The 17,254-nt window shown below is 41.2% G+C and carries 15 protein-coding genes; 1 reads left to right on the forward strand and 14 read right to left on the reverse strand.

From position 1 onward, the window contains the following. Positions 1 to 308: 308 nt before the first annotated feature. From PHO71_RS23225 to PHO71_RS23270, 10 genes are all read right to left on the reverse strand, one after another. Complete coding sequence (locus PHO71_RS23225) at positions 309 to 563, reverse strand: hypothetical protein (RefSeq protein WP_300208181.1); 255 nt, start codon at positions 561 to 563, stop codon at positions 309 to 311. A gap of 10 nt (positions 564 to 573) precedes the next feature. Next, positions 574 to 867, reverse strand: a complete 294-nt coding sequence (locus PHO71_RS23230) for a hypothetical protein (protein ID WP_300208184.1) — start codon at positions 865 to 867, stop codon at positions 574 to 576. Continuing rightward, positions 854 to 1,852 carry a reverse transcriptase/maturase family protein gene (locus tag PHO71_RS23235; RefSeq protein WP_300208187.1) on the reverse strand — a complete coding sequence of 333 codons (999 nt, stop codon included), beginning with the start codon at positions 1,850 to 1,852 and terminating at the stop codon, positions 854 to 856. The genes PHO71_RS23230 and PHO71_RS23235 overlap by 14 nt, the downstream gene beginning before the upstream one ends. Before the next feature lie 297 nt (positions 1,853 to 2,149). After that, positions 2,150 to 3,598 carry a hypothetical protein gene (locus PHO71_RS23240; RefSeq protein ID WP_300208189.1) on the reverse strand — a complete coding sequence of 483 codons (1,449 nt, stop codon included), beginning with the start codon at positions 3,596 to 3,598 and terminating at the stop codon, positions 2,150 to 2,152. 59 nt (positions 3,599 to 3,657) lie between these two features. Further along, positions 3,658 to 4,197, reverse strand: a complete 540-nt coding sequence (locus tag PHO71_RS23245; protein ID WP_300208191.1) for a hypothetical protein — start codon at positions 4,195 to 4,197, stop codon at positions 3,658 to 3,660. A 125-nt stretch (positions 4,198 to 4,322) separates the two neighbouring features. Then, positions 4,323 to 4,721 (reverse strand): hypothetical protein, encoded by a 399-nt coding sequence (locus tag PHO71_RS23250; protein WP_300208194.1) that lies wholly within the window; start codon positions 4,719 to 4,721, stop codon positions 4,323 to 4,325. A gap of 55 nt (positions 4,722 to 4,776) precedes the next feature. Continuing rightward, on the reverse strand, positions 4,777 to 5,547 hold the full coding sequence (locus PHO71_RS23255; RefSeq protein WP_300208198.1) for a hypothetical protein: 771 nt from the start codon (positions 5,545 to 5,547) through the stop codon (positions 4,777 to 4,779). A gap of 98 nt (positions 5,548 to 5,645) precedes the next feature. Then, complete coding sequence (locus tag PHO71_RS23260) at positions 5,646 to 6,575, reverse strand: hypothetical protein (protein WP_300208201.1); 930 nt, start codon at positions 6,573 to 6,575, stop codon at positions 5,646 to 5,648. 56 nt (positions 6,576 to 6,631) lie between these two features. Further along, entirely contained in the window at positions 6,632 to 7,225 is a 594-nt protein-coding gene (locus PHO71_RS23265; protein WP_300208204.1) for a hypothetical protein, read from the reverse strand. A gap of 185 nt (positions 7,226 to 7,410) precedes the next feature. After that, the gene (locus PHO71_RS23270; RefSeq protein ID WP_300208206.1) at positions 7,411 to 9,699 is read right to left on the reverse strand and encodes a hypothetical protein; all 2,289 of its coding nucleotides are present in this window, start codon (positions 9,697 to 9,699) and stop codon (positions 7,411 to 7,413) included. Positions 9,700 to 10,151: 452 nt separating this feature from the next. Between PHO71_RS23270 and PHO71_RS23275 the strand changes: the two genes are divergently transcribed. Continuing rightward, on the forward strand, positions 10,152 to 10,418 hold the full coding sequence (locus tag PHO71_RS23275) for a hypothetical protein (RefSeq protein WP_300208208.1): 267 nt from the start codon (positions 10,152 to 10,154) through the stop codon (positions 10,416 to 10,418). Between the two features lie 3 nt (positions 10,419 to 10,421). Here PHO71_RS23275 and PHO71_RS23280 read toward each other — a convergent pair whose 3' ends face one another. From PHO71_RS23280 to PHO71_RS23295, 4 genes are all read right to left on the reverse strand, one after another. Continuing rightward, positions 10,422 to 10,592 carry a hypothetical protein gene (locus PHO71_RS23280; RefSeq protein ID WP_300208209.1) on the reverse strand — a complete coding sequence of 57 codons (171 nt, stop codon included), beginning with the start codon at positions 10,590 to 10,592 and terminating at the stop codon, positions 10,422 to 10,424. A 283-nt stretch (positions 10,593 to 10,875) separates the two neighbouring features. Beyond that, the gene (locus tag PHO71_RS23285; RefSeq protein WP_300208212.1) at positions 10,876 to 14,919 is read right to left on the reverse strand and encodes an ADP-ribosyltransferase; all 4,044 of its coding nucleotides are present in this window, start codon (positions 14,917 to 14,919) and stop codon (positions 10,876 to 10,878) included. 35 nt (positions 14,920 to 14,954) lie between these two features. Beyond that, entirely contained in the window at positions 14,955 to 15,209 is a 255-nt protein-coding gene (locus PHO71_RS23290; protein WP_300208214.1) for a hypothetical protein, read from the reverse strand. Then, positions 15,206 to 16,963: a hypothetical protein gene (locus PHO71_RS23295; protein WP_300208216.1), complete on the reverse strand. Its 1,758-nt coding sequence runs from the start codon at positions 16,961 to 16,963 to the stop codon at positions 15,206 to 15,208. The genes PHO71_RS23290 and PHO71_RS23295 overlap by 4 nt, the downstream gene beginning before the upstream one ends. Positions 16,964 to 17,254 lie beyond the last annotated feature (291 nt).

The raw sequence follows: 17,254 nt of genomic DNA on the forward strand, positions 1-17,254 counted from the left end.
CTATTGGTCCTAATTTCATGATATTATGACTCCTATTGGATTAGTTGAGTTCGTAATATTTATAGTCAATATAATAAGTATTATGTAATTTACGTGATTGCCCTCCAAAAAATTTGTAAAAGTTTTTCAGTCTTTATGCCACTCAATCCAACCAAGCTTCTGCCACTTTTCTAGTCGCGACTTTTGAAATGATGAGTCATCTCGCTTAACGTCACTTGGTATGTATTTTGTAGTCTGACCTTTTTCTTGGTTAGAAAATGTCTTTTTTACTATGAAATATCCCATATTTTTATCTCCAATAATTCATCTTAAATTCGTGAAGATCCAACTACTTCTAATGCTTCGTCTCGGCTGGCGAATCCGGCTCGCTTCCAAGCAGGTAGCGGATTGGGGATCACCTGCAGATCCGGGGCGTCCTCGGTGCCCCGATCCACAGTCGCAAATTCATCATCTTGTGCGGCCAGAGCTTGCAGATCGGCCTTGGCTCGCTCGGCATGTTCTGGCATCGAAAGCAGATTTATGAAGTCCTGCTTCGAAAGTGGGAGTCTTGGATAGCTTCTCATGGTAATCTCCTTATGAAAACGTGTAATGACGATTAATCTTCTTGATCGCTGTCAGAAAGGGCAAGTGCGACTCGTATTTCTTGAGCTGGTCCATCAGCACAACAGAGCCAGTGAAAGTGATGTGCTGCTTGCCTTCCAGCATGAAGTGAATAGTGAGATATTGCGTGCCTTTCTTCTGATGGCTTTCTTTGATTTTGTATCCAGTGACCAGGATCTCTTTGTTCAGGATCTCGTCGAGCCGAAGCTTCTCACCATCGAAGACTTCTTCCTCCGCGAAATCCCCGAATCTTTCAGGCACGAGCAAGCCCCAGAGATTGCTTGAAGTTGTGGCTGTTGGCCCATTGAAGCCAGCCTTCGGTTGAGGCGATTGAAGATCGGTATTGATCCGACGTTATTTCGCCCCTGGCCAACTGTCCCGGTAATTCTCGCATTCTGCGCTTGATCCTCTTAGCAGTGGACTTCCTGACAAGAATATGATCCGGAAAATGCCGGTATCCTAGGAAGTCTATGCCTTGTCGAACTGGGAAGATGTCGTTCTTGCTCAGTTTCAGATCCAGCTTCTCGGCTAAAAAGCTCTCTATCTCAGCCGCGATTTGGTGCAGGAATCTTTTGTCTTGGTGAAGCAGAATGAAGTCATCGCAATACCGGATGTAGTACCCGATCTTCATTTCATGTTTCAGGAACTGGTCGAGCTCATTCATGTAGAGGTTTCCAAGCCATTGAGAGGTATAATTCCCAATCGGCACGTTCTTGCCTCCCGGAATGCTATAGATGATATTTTCCAGCAGCCGTAGAGTATCGGGACACTTGATCTTCCTCTGGACTATTTCATAGAGAATATCGTGATCAATCGAGGGGTAGAACTTCCGGATATCCATCTTCAGACAGTAAGCTCCGGGTCCTGCCGCTCGGATAAAGTCCATGGTTCTTCGACTTGCAGCATGAATCCCTTTGCCGATTCTGCAGGCGTATGAGTCATGGATGAACAGTCCGCTCCAAATAGGCTCAAGAACGTTCATCAAAGCGTGCTGCACCACCCTGTCCGGATTGAAAGGCAGCTTATAGATGACCCTCTGCTTAGGCTCATAGATCATCTTTTCGATGTACGGTGATGTGGTGAAGGTCTTCTCGATTAGCGAGTCTCGGATATTGAAAATGTTCTCGTCTAGGTCATCATCGAAGCGGCTGATAGTATTCTGCCAACTTTTGCCCTTCCTGGCTTTCTGGTAGGCGAGATAGATGTTGTCTACATCGACTATCTTTTCGAATAAGTTTCCATGTCGCTTCATGATGATTTTTGAGAATGGTAACGTTCTCTTTCGATACTAGCTGCCGTTCTCCTCCGTTGTGTGTTTTGCCTTTCGACAAGGTTGGCGAGTTCAGCCAGGAGTTGCTCTCCGCATTTTCCTGGATCTGTGCAACTGCGACTGCTGATATTCGAATTCGTATTCCAGCGATAGTTATACGCATTCTGATACTGAGAACTGCAATTCGCACCATTCGTCCAATTACTGCTGGTGAGCAGTTCAAACTCGCCCAACCCGCAACAAATTTTGTTACCCTAAAACCCGACTCCCGCACTCCGACTATGCCGGCTCCGCGCAACCGCGACCGCCGACATACGAATTCGTATTCCAGCGATAGTAATACGCATAACGCGCCCGCGACCCGGCATTCGACGCATGAGTCCAAAAGCCGCCGGCGAGTAGCTTCACATCCCCATAGGTTCCCTGCTTGTACATACTACCCTTTACGCCAGGCAGATCGTAGTACGAAAATGCCTGACTAAGCAGAGCTAGATCGATCGTTGCATTCGCGGCTCCCGGGAGAGCGGCTTCTAATCTCTCATCGGCTCCATCATCATAGTAGAGCGCTACTCCAACTGAAGAGGCAGTCGCAGAATATGTGATCTGTAGCGCGTACGCCGGGTTGTTGGTGCTCAGATAGCATGTCTTGGCCCGTGCTAAGTTAGCCAGGATTCTTCCGGGATGAGTACCATCGTCGTCGAAGTAGATCAGTGTTGATCCGGTAGCGGCGTCAGCATCATGCTTGACAAGAATTTTGTAGTCCGTCCCGAGCGTGATCCACTTGTCTACGGCATCATTGGCCATGTTGCAGCACAGATATGGCGATCCATCAGCAAGGAATTTGATATAGATCGGATTTCCGCCTGGAGAAGCCGCATGATAGACAGTTGCTGTTTTCGCTGCAGCCACTACAGAGCCATCGGGATTGCACTGGAAGCTCTGAGTTCGCAGCCACTGATAGAGCACCCCACAGCAATCTTCACAACCGATGTTGCTGATCATTCTCCTGGAAGCGGTATCGAGATGGCCGCCAGTGGTCACCGGATCAGCAGATCCTGCGATGTTCGTCTCCTCGTTGCTGCCGGCAGCAATAGCCTGGAACTCATCATCTTCCATCGGCCTGCAGCCAATAGCAGCAAAGTCATCAGCGAAACTCATCCAGTCGCGGGTATCTGAGATTGTGGCGCCATTCACGGATAGGGTACTCGATCCGGTGCCGCTGGCCAGATAGATCATGACCCAGATAGGCGCGAGGTTCACGGAATCAAAGTCAGTCCTCCCTGCCCAGACCATGCCGGCCTGAAGGCCAGAAGACCTATGCGCCAGATCCCACACTGAGCGAGGAATTATATCTCCAGCCAAGTATCCTGTCAGCGCGTGCCCCGCGATCGTGCCCACATTGACACACTCGCAATGGAAGCCTCCGATCATCCGGCTATTGGAAGCAGAGTATCCAGCCGGATAGGTCACCGCAGCGCTCAGGAGGATGACGGGCGTGTAGCCACTGGTCGGGACACATGCATAGACATAGAAGTCCTTTCCTGCTCGGTTGGCTGCCGTGGCGTACTGGGTATCATCCCAATTGGCGGCGGTATCGAGATCCAGCTCTACGGCTGCTGCCAGCTCATATGCATGATTTCCGGCCCCGCCGATGTTCACGAGCAGGTGAGAGGGTGATACGAGAGTTCGCCTATTGGCTGCTGTATCCGATCCTTTGTTTTTCCACATTCGATTCCGGGAGTAATAGGTATCTTGGCGGCTAGGAAGACGATTCAAGAATCCCATGCTCAACTCTCCAAAATCGCGCGGATAGCTGCGATGTCTGTTTGCATCGTGTTAATCTTCGCCCTGATGTCCGCGAAGTCGCCTGCACTTGTATCTGGTAGTGGTCCCGCTGTAATGGATTTCACGACCACTCCATTCGCATTAGCAGTAACTTGATCTATGCCTACCTTACCGACTATTGCTGAGCCTGCCGGCAATGATTCTCCGAATTTAATGTCGCCTAAATAAGTTGCATCTGTAATATCGGTAGCCGGAGCCACGGAAAGTGAAGCAGCTTTTAATTGCTGTCCGAGATTTCCAGCCGGAAACTCAGTAATATCAACATTACCAATATCTATGGCATCAATTGAAACAGAAGCATCAACCGGAATTTTACCGCCAACCAAAGTCGGCAACTTTGCATTGATGCTGCTTAGACTGGAATTTCCAGTATCTTGTTTAGCACTGGTTGCCAGTCCAGTCGGATCAATTGTCGCAGTAAGTTCAGTATCTACTTTCAGAGTAGATGTACCGTCTCCATTATCAGTGGCTGCAAGAGGCAACGTGTCCAGAGTTGCTGGATCTATAACTGCAACTATGGCTTTTGTGCCTACTCGCGACTTTATTGATATGAAAATAGATGTATTGTAGCCAATAATACTACAATATGAAGTTAGCTATTATACAATCAGAATGTTACCGTACCAACTTCAAATGTACTATGATTATTCAGAACTGTATCAACGACTTTTATAATTACGGCTGATCCAGCATACTCAGTTTCTATGAAGAAAGTAGTTAATGGAGCAACAGTCTCAGTAATAGTCTTGCTTAAGATACTAGTCACGTAATATTCAGCTACGACGTCTATAGAATTTGTCGTACCGGTATTTGTAATAGAAACCGATTGCTTATTAGAATACGCGATATTATAAGAAAGTACTGAGGTCAACGTATTAGTAGAAATACCCGTAATATAATTATCTATGTCACCTGAATATACATGCTCAATAGAGTCAAAAAGTGACTGCGGAGTATATCCAGAAGCCAACCGTGCTTGATAATCACTTAGGGATAGTAATCCCATTCTATATGCATCATATAATCTCATAGAAGTCACCTAAAAAAGACTATGAGATTATTTATGCAGTTCGAGTCCATTCCAGAGAGACTAATACTTTTCCGCCGGCAGTACTCTTAGCAGACGTCAAGTAGTAATAGCCGTCGGCCAAGACCGTATTATTGGTAGTCGGAGAAGCCGAATATTCGGTATTAAGAGCATCAGAAGCCGTGGCAGTCAGAACACCAGAAGCAGAAGCTCCAGTAGAATTACCGCACGTTACTGTACCATTATCGGTACCAGCTATTGCCTTCATCACGATGCCGCGAATTTTATTGACTGTAACCTTCATTGGGAAATATATACGCGTGGTAGTTTGTTCTCCAGTCTCAAAGCTAAGTGGAACAGTACTGATTCCCTTGAGAAGTGCAGCCTCCAAATGAGCTATCTTGGCAGCAACAGTCAATACTCCAGAAGAATCAGTTAGTCCGGAAGTAGAAGCAGTGCCTGCCATGACATCAGCAAGAGGTATTGCAGCTTGAGTAAAAGTAACTTCCTTGAGACTGTCTGCATCAGCACTATCATTAATCATGAAGCTGTCGGCAGCGACAGGAGTTGTTTTAGCATCCAGGCCTGCAATAGCAACTGTCATAACTCCGTCTGTCTCGTCGAGACCCGTGGTAGTTACAGTCCCAGCAATGTCTTCAACGACATCAGCCATAATTACTTTCTTGGCAATACCGCCTTTCAGAAAGACAAAACTATCAGTAGCCATGTCTTCTGTAGCAGCATCCAGGGAAGCATAAGAAGCTGTTTGAGGACCAGTTAATTTAGAAAATTTTTGAGGTGGCATATTTTTAGAACTCCAAATTGAAATATAATTTTATTATCTATTCATATTGAATAAGTAAAAAATAAAATTTTTACTTATTTTTTTAACTATTAACTGGTTTATGACGGCGTGGTATCTATTTCGACAAAAGCTTCTGGACTATGGACTTCTATCGGGCAGACCCATTCTTTGATCTCAATCCAGAAGTTTCCGCCCTTTTCCTTGGCATAGTCGTCAGCAATGTCGATTTCTTGAGATACTACGAATTCAGCTGCCTGAGGGCTATAAGGAATAACATATGCATAGCCAGCGGGAGTGAACTGAGACTCGATCATCCAGGATCTATCATTCTCGCCCTTTCCGAAGAGCTTGCCAATGTAGTCTGCAAACGGAACTCTCTCAGAATCGGTCTTATATAAGTTGTACAGAGTAGCACGATCTGCTACTAGACCCCACGGCTTAAATCTTGGATCCATGAATTTAATAGCATTCACGATATCTTCGTAAGGATCCAGAGTGTCTCCGGAAGAGTCCCAGGGACCCATGTTGTTGACGTCGTTTCCTGTGGCGCTAGTAGCTGTGTCGATCACTTTGCCACGAGTATTTACATGAGCAACATCCACGATACCATTAATGCCGAGGCTACTATCGCCGTTCATTGCGACGTAATCTTCAGTGGCATGTATCTTAGCCATGACTTCGTTGATCTCGGCAGTCTTCATGACTGGGCCTTGTACTTTAGCCAGGTCCCTCTCATTAATATAGAAGCCAGTTCCAATCTGATACATTTCGTGTTTTTCAACACCAGCCGCGATTTGGATTGGATCTGGGCTTGCTCCTTTTGCTACAATTCCAGCTCTTCCAGAAGTTGTCTGAATATGAGTAATTGCATCAATATCGATCTGAGTGCCTACGTCCCTGTATGGCAAGATATTTCTTGCAATTAGTTCTGGTCTGTAGTTCAGCTCGTAATCATTAATGGTCTGTACCCAGGTTGTAACTACTTCTTCCGGGATGAAAGAACCATAATGTAAAGTTGTGTCTGCCATAAAATTTAAAACTCCTTGAATAATTAGTATAATAAATATATTTAAGGTGTATTACCTTAAATAAGTTCAATCTCCACTTGAGTTAGCTTGTACGCATATAGGTTTCCAGAATGAGCTAGAGGTGTCTTGACCATTTGGACAGCCGTACTGGAATAGTCAGAATCTGCGACCATGTTAACTTCTGCGTGATTATCGGAATCAAGTACGATATAGTCACCGTCTCTTAATTCCAGATAATCCTTGATGGTTGAAGACCCGAAAGTCACGATGTCATTGCTAATGGAAGTAAAATTCTGTTTGTAGTTAGCAGATCCGCTATCGGCGACATCTAGGACACGACCCATTGTATATAGAGTCTTAGTTGTAGCTGTGGTTTCCGGCACAATAATACCGAGAGACTCAGTACCAGCTCCTAGAGCAGTTGAATCAATCTGCAATCTGGTGAAGTTGCCAGTATCAATTGTTTGTCCACCAAGCAGCCATACGTTTGCAGTACCTGTTGCAACATAAGGTACTATCTTGCCAGCAGCATAAAAACCGTCGTAAGGTCTCTGCTCGCGACCATCATTGACAGCTACTCCTAGATAATCATAAGTGGAAGTAGCGGTACAAACAGTTGCACCGATTGTTCCGTCAGCCTTTCTATGCACGACGGCTCCAAACGGAATTTCACTGGCAGCGACGCCAGTTCTAATAATACCATGACCTGCGGTAAGAACACCTTTCTTGGTCATATAAGTTGGAATTGTAGCCATAATCTGTTAGACTCCTTGAAATATGTAATTAAAATTATTATAATCAAATAAATGAAATGAGGACATTTTACGTTATGGTTTTATGCCCTCTTGCTAAATCGCTCTTTCTGAGCTTTCTTCAGCATGTCACGTGCTTGCTGTAGAGCCGTAGCATTATCGCCTTCAGCTGCGGGAGATCCCATCGCATTCTGCTTTACGATTTCGGCCCTGAAAATACCTGGATTTGCATCGAAATAAGTCCAGCCATTTGCCTTGAATCCTTCGTAATGTACGGACGCATCTTTTTGATGGGCCTTGTTCAACTTCTGGGTAAATGCCTCGAAGTCTTCCGCGGCCTTCTTTTCAACCTGAGCTTGTTCGATAGCATTCTGCTTCTGGACGAGATCTTCGACTTGCTCAGTTAATTCCGCAATCTTAGCATCGCGTTCGTTAAGCTTCTGTTCGAATGCTTCGTTCATTTTCTGTACATCCATGTCAGCTTCAATATATTCAGTTGCCATTTTATTACCTGAGAATCTTGAGTTCTTTTTTTCTTTAGTTTTGGTTTCAATAGGAGCTTCTTCTTCTTCATCTAACATTTCTTCTATATCTTCTTCTTCATCTTTCACCGGACACTTTTTGTCCTTCATCTCGAAAAACATACATTCATTACCGTCGGCATCTTTTACCATGCCTTTTTTCTCATTGAGTTTAGTCATGTTATCATTACCTTGAGATTGTAAATTAGAATAATTATAATTGTTTTGCATGTTAATAGGTATCAACCCTGACTTAACATACATTCTGGACCATTCTAACGCATCTTGTTCTGTAGTGGCTTCCAATAGGCCAGAACCACCTACGGAACTATTCAATTTAATAGACCAAGATCCATCTGAGTGGGTTACTTCGGCACGTCGTTTATCATTATAAAAGATTATGGGTTCCGGAGCAGAATTACTTTTTATTTCTTTTTCATTTAACATGAAGCCGCAACCGTCTTTAGTACTACAGGCTCCGATACCGTTAGCAAGCTCCGCAAAGTGATAGAAGTGATAACCGCCATCCTCGACCGCATTATACTTGGTACCATTAAGTTCGCCTGGAGTCATTGAAGTATGAGTAGTATAAGCTATGGAACCGTCGTAGGGAGTACCAGATCTAATTCTAGTCAAATCTTCAGGCGTCAGCTTTTCTTTATAATACCGGGCGACTGCTACAACATCTTTTTTGTCAGGTCGTGCCGTAACATTCATGAGTTTGCCAATGCGATTATGTTTATAGGTTACAAGTTCTGTAGGTGCAGTATGCCCCTTTAGGATGGGCTGACCTTCCAACCAATGGGCATCCTTGCCAAAGTACTCGAACTTCTTGAGGGTGGGTATTCCATCGGTCCCAGTGAAAACTCCTTCCCTCATCGGCACAACTGGCACGTCAATTACGGAGTCATCTTCATAAATGATTTTGGATCCAGCAGGAGATGAATTTAATTTCAGTTCGGTATGATCGACAAAGTCGATTCCACCAGGACTATTGTCATCCTCTAATGTATGATAAGTTACTTTTTCTGCGGACATGTGGCGTTCGGTAAAGTCTATTTGTTCTTCTGTCAGTGGCATACCTTCGCGGTTCTTAATGAAAATTATTTTTTTCTGAATATTCCGATTAGCAACGCCTGTCTGATTACCAGATGCTAAATCCCAACTTGAATCCAGCGATAGCTTGCAATATTGAGGCTCGTTATCTATGACATAACCAGTAGGATATCTATAGGAATTAACCGATTGAGCCGGTCCGCCGTCGATATCTAAAAACCACTTCAATAATGGTTTTTTATTGACTTTGCCATCTTTGCCAGTTGCCCAATTAACCAATTTATCTCTGGCTCGTGAAGGACTAAAATTTGGATTAGTAACACTCGCAGGTATTTCTTCTGGTTCTCGATTAGAATTATCCAATTCTTCATCATAATCTTCGGATATACCTTCAGGTTCGGAACGTTCCATTAAGGTTTCGTCATCAGGTCTCTCTTCTACTACTTGTGTTACAACGTCGGTATTTACCGTAGCATCTAATAATTCCGGAATATCTTGCTGTCTTATATTACCAAATAGTTTATCAGGTACTCGATCAATCGGAACTTGCTCTGGAATGACGTCGCCTTTTCTGGAAATAATAGAGCCAGATGCATCTTCTTTGACTTCAGTATCTTTTTTAGCCATTTCTAGTTCTATCGGAGTTTCGTTATGCTCCTTAAGCCAATTTTTCACGTCTTTTGGCTTCCACTTTTCTTTATCGAAGTGATAGCTTTGGGTTGAAGTCTTTTCTTCGTCACCTTCTTTTTTCACTCCTAGCAACATTTGTATTCCGTCGCCAAGATCTTCCGTCACAATCCGATCATACTGATCTGGATCCGAAATCCTAGCGGCGTGATACTCCTTGAAAGGTATAATGACCAGCTCCTAAATAAATATATAATATAATCAAATAAAGGTCAGCATAGAATTTTACGTTATAGGATTATAATTATTATAATCAAATAATATGGAGTGATTTATAGATTTTACGTCAAATCAAGGCATAATACTAACATCATGCCTTTAATTCGTGCCCACCTAATGCTGTTGATATTGGAGCTTTGTCTTCTGTAGTTAGATCAATAACTCCTTGATCAGATGCCATTAACAATGCAATTGCTTCTAATAATCGTATTTTGTCAAGTACCATCAATTATCACGTCTAAACTTTTATATTGTATAATATATGAAATGAATTATGATTTTACGTTAGACCAAAAGCTTTATATTCCAATAAGTACTATTAGTACTTGGAGTGAAATAAGATGTCTGAGAACATAAATCCGAAAGTCCTTGCAACGGTACGTGAATACCAAGATTTACGAGACAGGAAAACAAATCCTGAAGGGACCTTCGACAAGCAAGGTCGCTTCTATTTGGCTGAGTACTCATGCTGTCAGAATATCAGATCTCCGTCCCGGAGATTCCCATACTCCGAGATGAAACATGGCAGGACGCTCAAACACGTTGCTACCAAGAATGGAGTTGACCTAAAAGCTTGCCGTAAGGTCCTCAAAGAAATTGAAGGTTGAATCTCAAACATTCTTTTTTCTTGGCTTCCTGACTTTCTTGACAACTACCTGTCCTTCTGGAATATCAATTAGAACGTTCTCATCTTTCGCAGGTATGTCCGTCTTAACAACAACTTGACCTTCTGGCTCATCAACTACTATGTATTCCCAATTACCTTTGTTAATTTTCCACATTTTACTTTTCTCCGATATTTTTATAATCAAATAAAGGGTGGTACGGAATTTTACGTACTTTCGACCAAAAGCTTTATATACTAGTAATTACTTATAATAAAATGCCCCAACCAAACATCAAGGACCAGGACTCAGATCTTTCTGGGTTCTGTTCTCTTTGATAAGGTGTAGAGTTGAGGTTACTTTTCTTTAGTCTTTTCTTTATTTTTAGATCCAATTCTCAATACTTTTATGGACTCTAAGTTTGATTCGATGAATTTATTGTGGATTACTTCTTTTTGCTTCATGCGATCGCCTTTATAGTAGTTATCTTAATTCTGTTTACTATTTTCTTTCCTTTTTCCGGCGTGGTAACATCAGTATACCTGGTTTCTCCGACTTCGAATTTGATGCCACGATTTACCAGTACTTCAAATTCTTGGGGTACACCACTTTCTTCTGCGATAAATAAAGCCTTGGTACCTTTTGGTAATTGAAGTTCTAATAGTCTACCGGAATAACCATCAGCAAATCTATTAGCTTGGAAAGGTAGAGCACTTGTGGAAGTGAAACACGGAAATTGAACTTCTGATCCAGGAGTATCAAGAGCATCCCTTAATTCTGGGTGTTTGACCATAATATTATCTTTCACTCCGCGATATGTTATTAAAGGATCTTGTAAATCGGCTTCAGAAAATAACCTATCCATAGATTCTACTTCTTTTTTAACATTTTTAATAATAATATTATCTTTACCATAGTTTTTCTCTAAGCTACCATTTAAATATTGATTTATACTAGTGAATGTAGTAGAAGAATATTTTCTTAATGTTATTATATCTTCCTTACTAGCTTTTTTAAGTGGTTCTGCTGCTCTATCCAACACAGCCTGCACCTTCATGTTAGCTTCTCGGTCTTGTTTACTAGAGAAGTCATGATCCGCTTTAAAGCCAACATAAGTTTCTTGACTGGCATTGCTGTCTACTTTTCCGCCACCACAAGATCCAGGGCCTTCTCCGATCTTTTCTTCTTTTTTGCAATTTGCATTCAACTTCTGGGCAGCCTTACTTAAGATAAGGTAAGTTGCGGCTTCCTGAAGGTAGGCTGAATTTTGTGTTGCCGTGTCTCTCTGTACATATAACTTATTTCTATTGAGCACTAATAAATATTCGTGATCTGGAATATCAATTGCATCGTATCCTTTTAATATGGCATATATTCCAGGATCGCTAATCAGTATTCTCATAGCGGCAAATATTTTGTTATTAAATTCTCCGGTTGATATTATTTTTTTTATTTCTTTTTCGTTATCACCATAATTTGTTATTAATTTGTCTATTTGATTATCAATATTGCGTCGGGAATTAGTGCTGAGTTCTTCTATTAATGATAACTGATTACGTATTTCTGACGTTATGTTATCTATAGTAATAATATTAGCTGTATTATCAATAGCCATTCTTATTTTATAAAGTTTGGTATTGGTTGCTTTGTGAAAATTGTCTTCAATCTGAGGTACGCCTTGTTTATATGCGGTATATATACCAGTTCCGTATAATCCGTTACTCATATGAAGTTTTTCTTGTTGGGTAAATTCTTTTACATATTCATTAGATGTAACAATTCTAGTTATTTCTTTACTTCCGGATTCTATAATATTATCTAATTCTGACTCGGATACTGAGATAGGTGGTTTGTCTAATCCGTATTCTTTTGCTAATTCAATTCCTATATTATCTAATTTTGATGGTAATAATTTCCCAGAAACTACATCCGTAAATGTTTTTGTATTTTTAACCTGACTTATAACATCAGATTTGGTATCAATATTAGTATGTTCTTTATCTAATGTGCATTTATTACTGCCGTCGGGACTGTCTTCCTTTTTGCACTTGTAGTTAAGCTTAATGAAGTTAGTGACTTCCGAGAGATAGGAAGCATTTTGTTTAGACTTATTATTCAACTGAAATTGTAAATTAATATAACGAGCATCTTCATTTTCTATGATACCTTTAAATAAAAATGTTTGATTTCTGCCAACTAGATACTCCTTTTCGTCTGAAAATCTACTCCAAGTATTTGTTAATTTCAATGCTTCTATTCCAGGTACACATTCAATTCTGATTAATAAATCTTTACCATCTTTTGATTCTGAAAAAGAATTTGCTTCATTTCGGTCATCCGATGTTGACATATAACCAGGATAAATTAGTTTGTTATCGTTTTTTATCATGCTTAATATATTATCAAAACTATGTTTACTAATACCAGAGTATAATACGGTATCCTGGCTAATAGTTGATCTTGATAATACACTATCAATATTCTCAATTTTATGTTTTATATCATTGGTTAAATATTTATTAAAAATAGCTTCATTTATTTCTGAATAATCGCCACGTGACCATCCATCGATAGCATCTCTTTCATATTCAGATGCACTATCAAATAATTCTTCTGCATTATTAATATCTTCTGTAGATTCTTCTGGAGGTTCATAATCAGAATATAGAGGTTCAATCGTATTTTTTTGGAAAGATTTTTTTTCTTCACCACCACAACCAAACCCTTCGTCATGACTACCCTCAGGGCATTTATAATTTAACTTCATTTGATTGGCTACGTCACTGAGATAGGAGGCATCTTGTTTTTTCTTATCATGTAATACTCGAACAGTCAGTATTCTCATTTTACCTTGTTTTTCTGAATGTATAGTTTTGAATCTAGTACCACTATCTAAAATAACTTCTGATCCTGCATCTGCGCCCGAATGAAAACTATTTTTACCGATAGCAAAACCTTTTGTTTCAGGATCTGTAAATATTTCTAGTATGGTAGGTGTTTCAGAATCTACATGCGTTAGTTTACCGGTAGCTGCTTCCTCTGCTATAAATTGGCCAGTACTACAAGATCCAAATGGTTTGTGGACCCACTCCGATCCATTTTTATATATTTCGTTTGGTAATTTAAATGATATTCCTCTATACAGTATAGTAGAAAATCCTAGTGGATGACTAGTAGCTTCTTTTAGATAACGTACTTCATCTCTAACGATGTCTTCTTGTAGTGCCGAATTAATTACTCCATAATCATGACTTGTATATTCTTTAAGAGCACCTCGAGATTCTTTGCTTAAGCTATTCCATAATTTGTTACCATGTTCCATTATATGTTTATCGTTATTTAATTTATTCTCGTTTAACGAATCCTTAGTAATACGATAAAATTTTCGTTCAAGAGTTTCTGCATTAAGTCTTCTCATAACACGATCTGGTTCGGATTTATCTTTTAGTATGGCTTGGTAATATTTCTCATAAGCATCATAATCTTTGGGAGATATATCCGGATTTAAATTTATTGATGTATTATCTTGGTCAGGATTACATTTATTACTTTCGTCAACGGTGCCACGCTTGCACTTAGAATTAAGACGGAGGAATTCAGCTACGTCATTTAGATATGCAGCATCCTGTCTAATATACTCATCTGGTAAATCGTCGTAATCTTCTTCTGAATAAGATGTCATTGAACACCGGCAGTTCACATGAGCACTTGGTATCATTTGGCCGTTACTGAATTTCTCGTTTATGGGCACTATTTCACCGTCCATGGCAAGACATATATCGCAGGTGCGTTCATCACCGATTGTTTCCCATCGTTTGTAAGAGTGGTCGGCGTTTTTGGCACGTTCCAATACCCCTGAATATTCTGCTTGATGTCGCTCATTCTTATAAATCATTTCTAGCCGTGACTTACTTACGGGGTAAGATTTTTTAAAGGCTTCAGCGAAGGCATCTGGACCTTTGTCCCAGTTCTGTTTGAGGTCGTCCTTGAGTCGCGATAAGTCAGTTTCAGTTAGGGACTTGCAAAGCGATAAGCCATGATTTTGAAAATATTTAGAACAGTAATTTACGATCTTGCGTGGTTCGACCGGCGGAACAACTTCTTGTTGCCGTCCCTTAATAATTACTTTTGGCTGAGGTACTGTTGGCTCGGACCTCATTCCCTTGACGATACCGGGCAATATGACGGGGGAAAATATGGCGGCCCACAAAGCCCAATTTTTCTTGGCTAACTTTGGGCGCAGTTCGTCGTCAAACTCTTCCCAGGCCTCAAGCATATCGTCGTCTAAGTCATCCGTATCGATTTCTATGCCGGTAATAGCATCGTCCAAGAGTTCCTGGAATTTCTTGTTCTTACTGAGCTTGGAAGTATCCACGCGGACTTCTTTTGGAGCACTTGCAATAGTTTTCTGATTTTTAGCCGTGATGACGACCGGTTTTTTAACATTTTTAGCAGGTATTGATACTGGTTTTTTAATCGTTTTTATTGGTTTTTTAGTAGGCATGGTGAAAATACTCCAGGAATATAAAATAAATGGAATCAGGTCACGTTATTTACTTTCGTAATATTCTTATTTATATCTAAAATATAAGTAATATTATTTTCTATAAACATAAATCGGACTTCGTTTTGGCTTACACTGTCTATTGTAATGGTATTATTATTGACTATAATAGCCGTAGTTGTATCAATGGTATCTTGGACAGTAGTTGGACTTTGCATTACCAAGGAAATTATGCTAGTAGCTGCTACTACAATAGCAGTTACCATGGCGACTATTTCAGGTAGTTTCATGGCTGTGCTTTGCTAGTTTTCGGAGCAATCTTTTCAATGGCAGCCATTACTTCGGGTTCTATGCTTTTCAGGATAGACTCTAGCTGTAAGTCGAGATCTTTTGTGGTCCTGAAGCCATCCAAGGACATGTTTTGTTTTGGAACAGAATTTTGAGTCATCCAATCTTGGATTTCTTCAGGGTTCTCTTCAACTGGATTACCATATTCGTCGACTTGCGGTAATTCTTCTTCGGTTTCAGGCATAGCTTCTTCTTCTGCACCACTGCCAAACATACCTTCAAGTCCGCCCATACCTCCCATACCAGGCTGTCCTTGCTGTTGTTGTCCGCCAGTGCGCCAGATATTAAGTTCTTTTTCTAGGATTTCGCGTTCTGTTAGGTCCGTCATCCAGGGAGCTGGATCCAGTTGAGCAAGTCCGATCTCTGCCCTAGCTTCATTCAGGGTAATGAGATGCATGTTAAATTTCTGGATGGCTAGTAACTCTACTTTTTGTTGGTCTGGCGGAATCAATGACGCCCAGTCAAGCTCTACTCGATAACCATCATAACCATTCAGCTCTAAGAACTTATTCCAAAGGAGGTTTTCAAATTGAATACTACATAATGACTGCCAGCCTTGTACCATCATTTTGAGCAGTTCTAAAAGCGGACTCGAAGTCGTGGAAATTGCCTGAACTGCAACCTCTAAGATATCTCTCGGAAAAATATGATAGATGGCTTCCTTAATTAGATATTGATCAATCTCCGTGGGATTAAAAGGTATTGATGGCCGTTCCCATTCGAGTTTTATGCCTTCTGGGACTGCTACTGCTAGATCCGAGTTCTGATTTTCGACGACGTTCCTAGCCAAATCCCAGAGATCCGTTAACATGGCATCAGCTGGAGTAAGACTGGCACCAGGGACCGCACTTGTAACATTCACAGGAATTTGGTTGGCTTCTAATGCCTTCATGTAGGATTGAGGAATTCCTACGGTTGCGACTTGTTTTGGCGAGCCAATTCTTGTGATCGTCTGCATGACGCGTTTTCGGGCAAATTCCAGTTGCGCTATAGTCGAAGTAATTCCAGCTAGATATGGCTCGCCGTCGACGTAGCTCGACCGTATATCTTTAATATGTATGATTTGCTCCGTGGGAATACGTACTGGAATACCAGTACTGCCGTATGGATTTTGTAACTGCCAGTACTGGTATTCTTTTTCTTGCTTGTCGAATACGATGCCTTTCAGGATGTTACCGACGACATAACGATTACGGTCGCCGATTGCATGGGATGGAGCCTGTCTGAAAGATTGAGCTGGTAACCGTTGCACTACGTCGGGCACAACGTAGCCATCTTCGTCTTCCTTCCAGGTTATCTCAAAAATAGCGCTGCCATACGTGACGACGTCATACATGGCTTGGGAGCACATAATGGTAGTATTAAGACGACGTTCCAGTTCCTCAAGTTTGATTTTCAGTTTCTTATCGGACTCTTCGTCAGGCTCCATGTCCTCAGGCCGTATAATATCAAAGTCAAACCACGGGAATGCAATGAGTTGTAGTTGCCAGAGGGATCTTGCGACCGGCGGAGCCCTAGCAGTCTGCTCTAGTAGCTTGACGTCGATTCTCCTGCCCGTAAACATGGCGTTCATATTCGGGAACGGAGAACCGATAGGACCTGACTTCACGGACTTTGTTCCTCCGCCGGTATTAGGAGTCAGAACTCTTTTACCCTTCTTCCTTTCTTTTGGCTTCGATATAATTTCATCTGACATAATAGTGACCTACGAAAATAAATATAATCAAATTAATGGATAAAATAAATTTTACGTTACGGTCCTGTAATATAAGCAAAAAGTATTTAAGCGATAACAACTAATAAATAACTATGAGTTCGAATCGCGATTTAAATATCTTGATGATATTAAGCATTTGTATGATGTTTTCTCAACCAAGCACAGCTAGCATTTCTGATATTTCAATGTCCGTAAATAATATAACTATAGATGAATTTGCATTTCTATTAGCAATGCATGGATACAATGTTACCTATGTAAATGAAGTAT

It is taken from the genome of Bacteroides sp., assembly GCF_028690125.1.
GTDB lineage: Bacteria > Bacteroidota > Bacteroidia > Bacteroidales > Bacteroidaceae > Bacteroides.

Bases quoted from the DNA above. Each gene is read 5' to 3' on its own strand.
- PHO71_RS23225 (WP_300208181.1), bottom strand. From the start codon at position 563: ATGAGAAGCTATCCAAGACTCCCACTTTCGAAGCAGGACTTCATAAAT.
- PHO71_RS23235 (WP_300208187.1), bottom strand. From the start codon at position 1,852: ATGAAGCGACATGGAAACTTATTCGAAAAGATAGTCGATGTAGACAAC.
- PHO71_RS23240 (WP_300208189.1), bottom strand. From the start codon at position 3,598: ATGTGGAAAAACAAAGGATCGGATACAGCAGCCAATAGGCGAACTCTC.
- PHO71_RS23250 (WP_300208194.1), bottom strand. From the start codon at position 4,721: ATGGGATTACTATCCCTAAGTGATTATCAAGCACGGTTGGCTTCTGGA.
- PHO71_RS23255 (WP_300208198.1), bottom strand. From the start codon at position 5,547: ATGCCACCTCAAAAATTTTCTAAATTAACTGGTCCTCAAACAGCTTCT.
- PHO71_RS23260 (WP_300208201.1), bottom strand. From the start codon at position 6,575: ATGGCAGACACAACTTTACATTATGGTTCTTTCATCCCGGAAGAAGTA.
- PHO71_RS23275 (WP_300208208.1), top strand. From the start codon at position 10,152: ATGTCTGAGAACATAAATCCGAAAGTCCTTGCAACGGTACGTGAATAC.
- PHO71_RS23280 (WP_300208209.1), bottom strand. From the start codon at position 10,592: ATGTGGAAAATTAACAAAGGTAATTGGGAATACATAGTAGTTGATGAG.
- PHO71_RS23285 (WP_300208212.1), bottom strand. From the start codon at position 14,919: ATGCCTACTAAAAAACCAATAAAAACGATTAAAAAACCAGTATCAATA.
- PHO71_RS23290 (WP_300208214.1), bottom strand. From the start codon at position 15,209: ATGAAACTACCTGAAATAGTCGCCATGGTAACTGCTATTGTAGTAGCA.
- PHO71_RS23295 (WP_300208216.1), bottom strand. From the start codon at position 16,963: ATGTCAGATGAAATTATATCGAAGCCAAAAGAAAGGAAGAAGGGTAAA.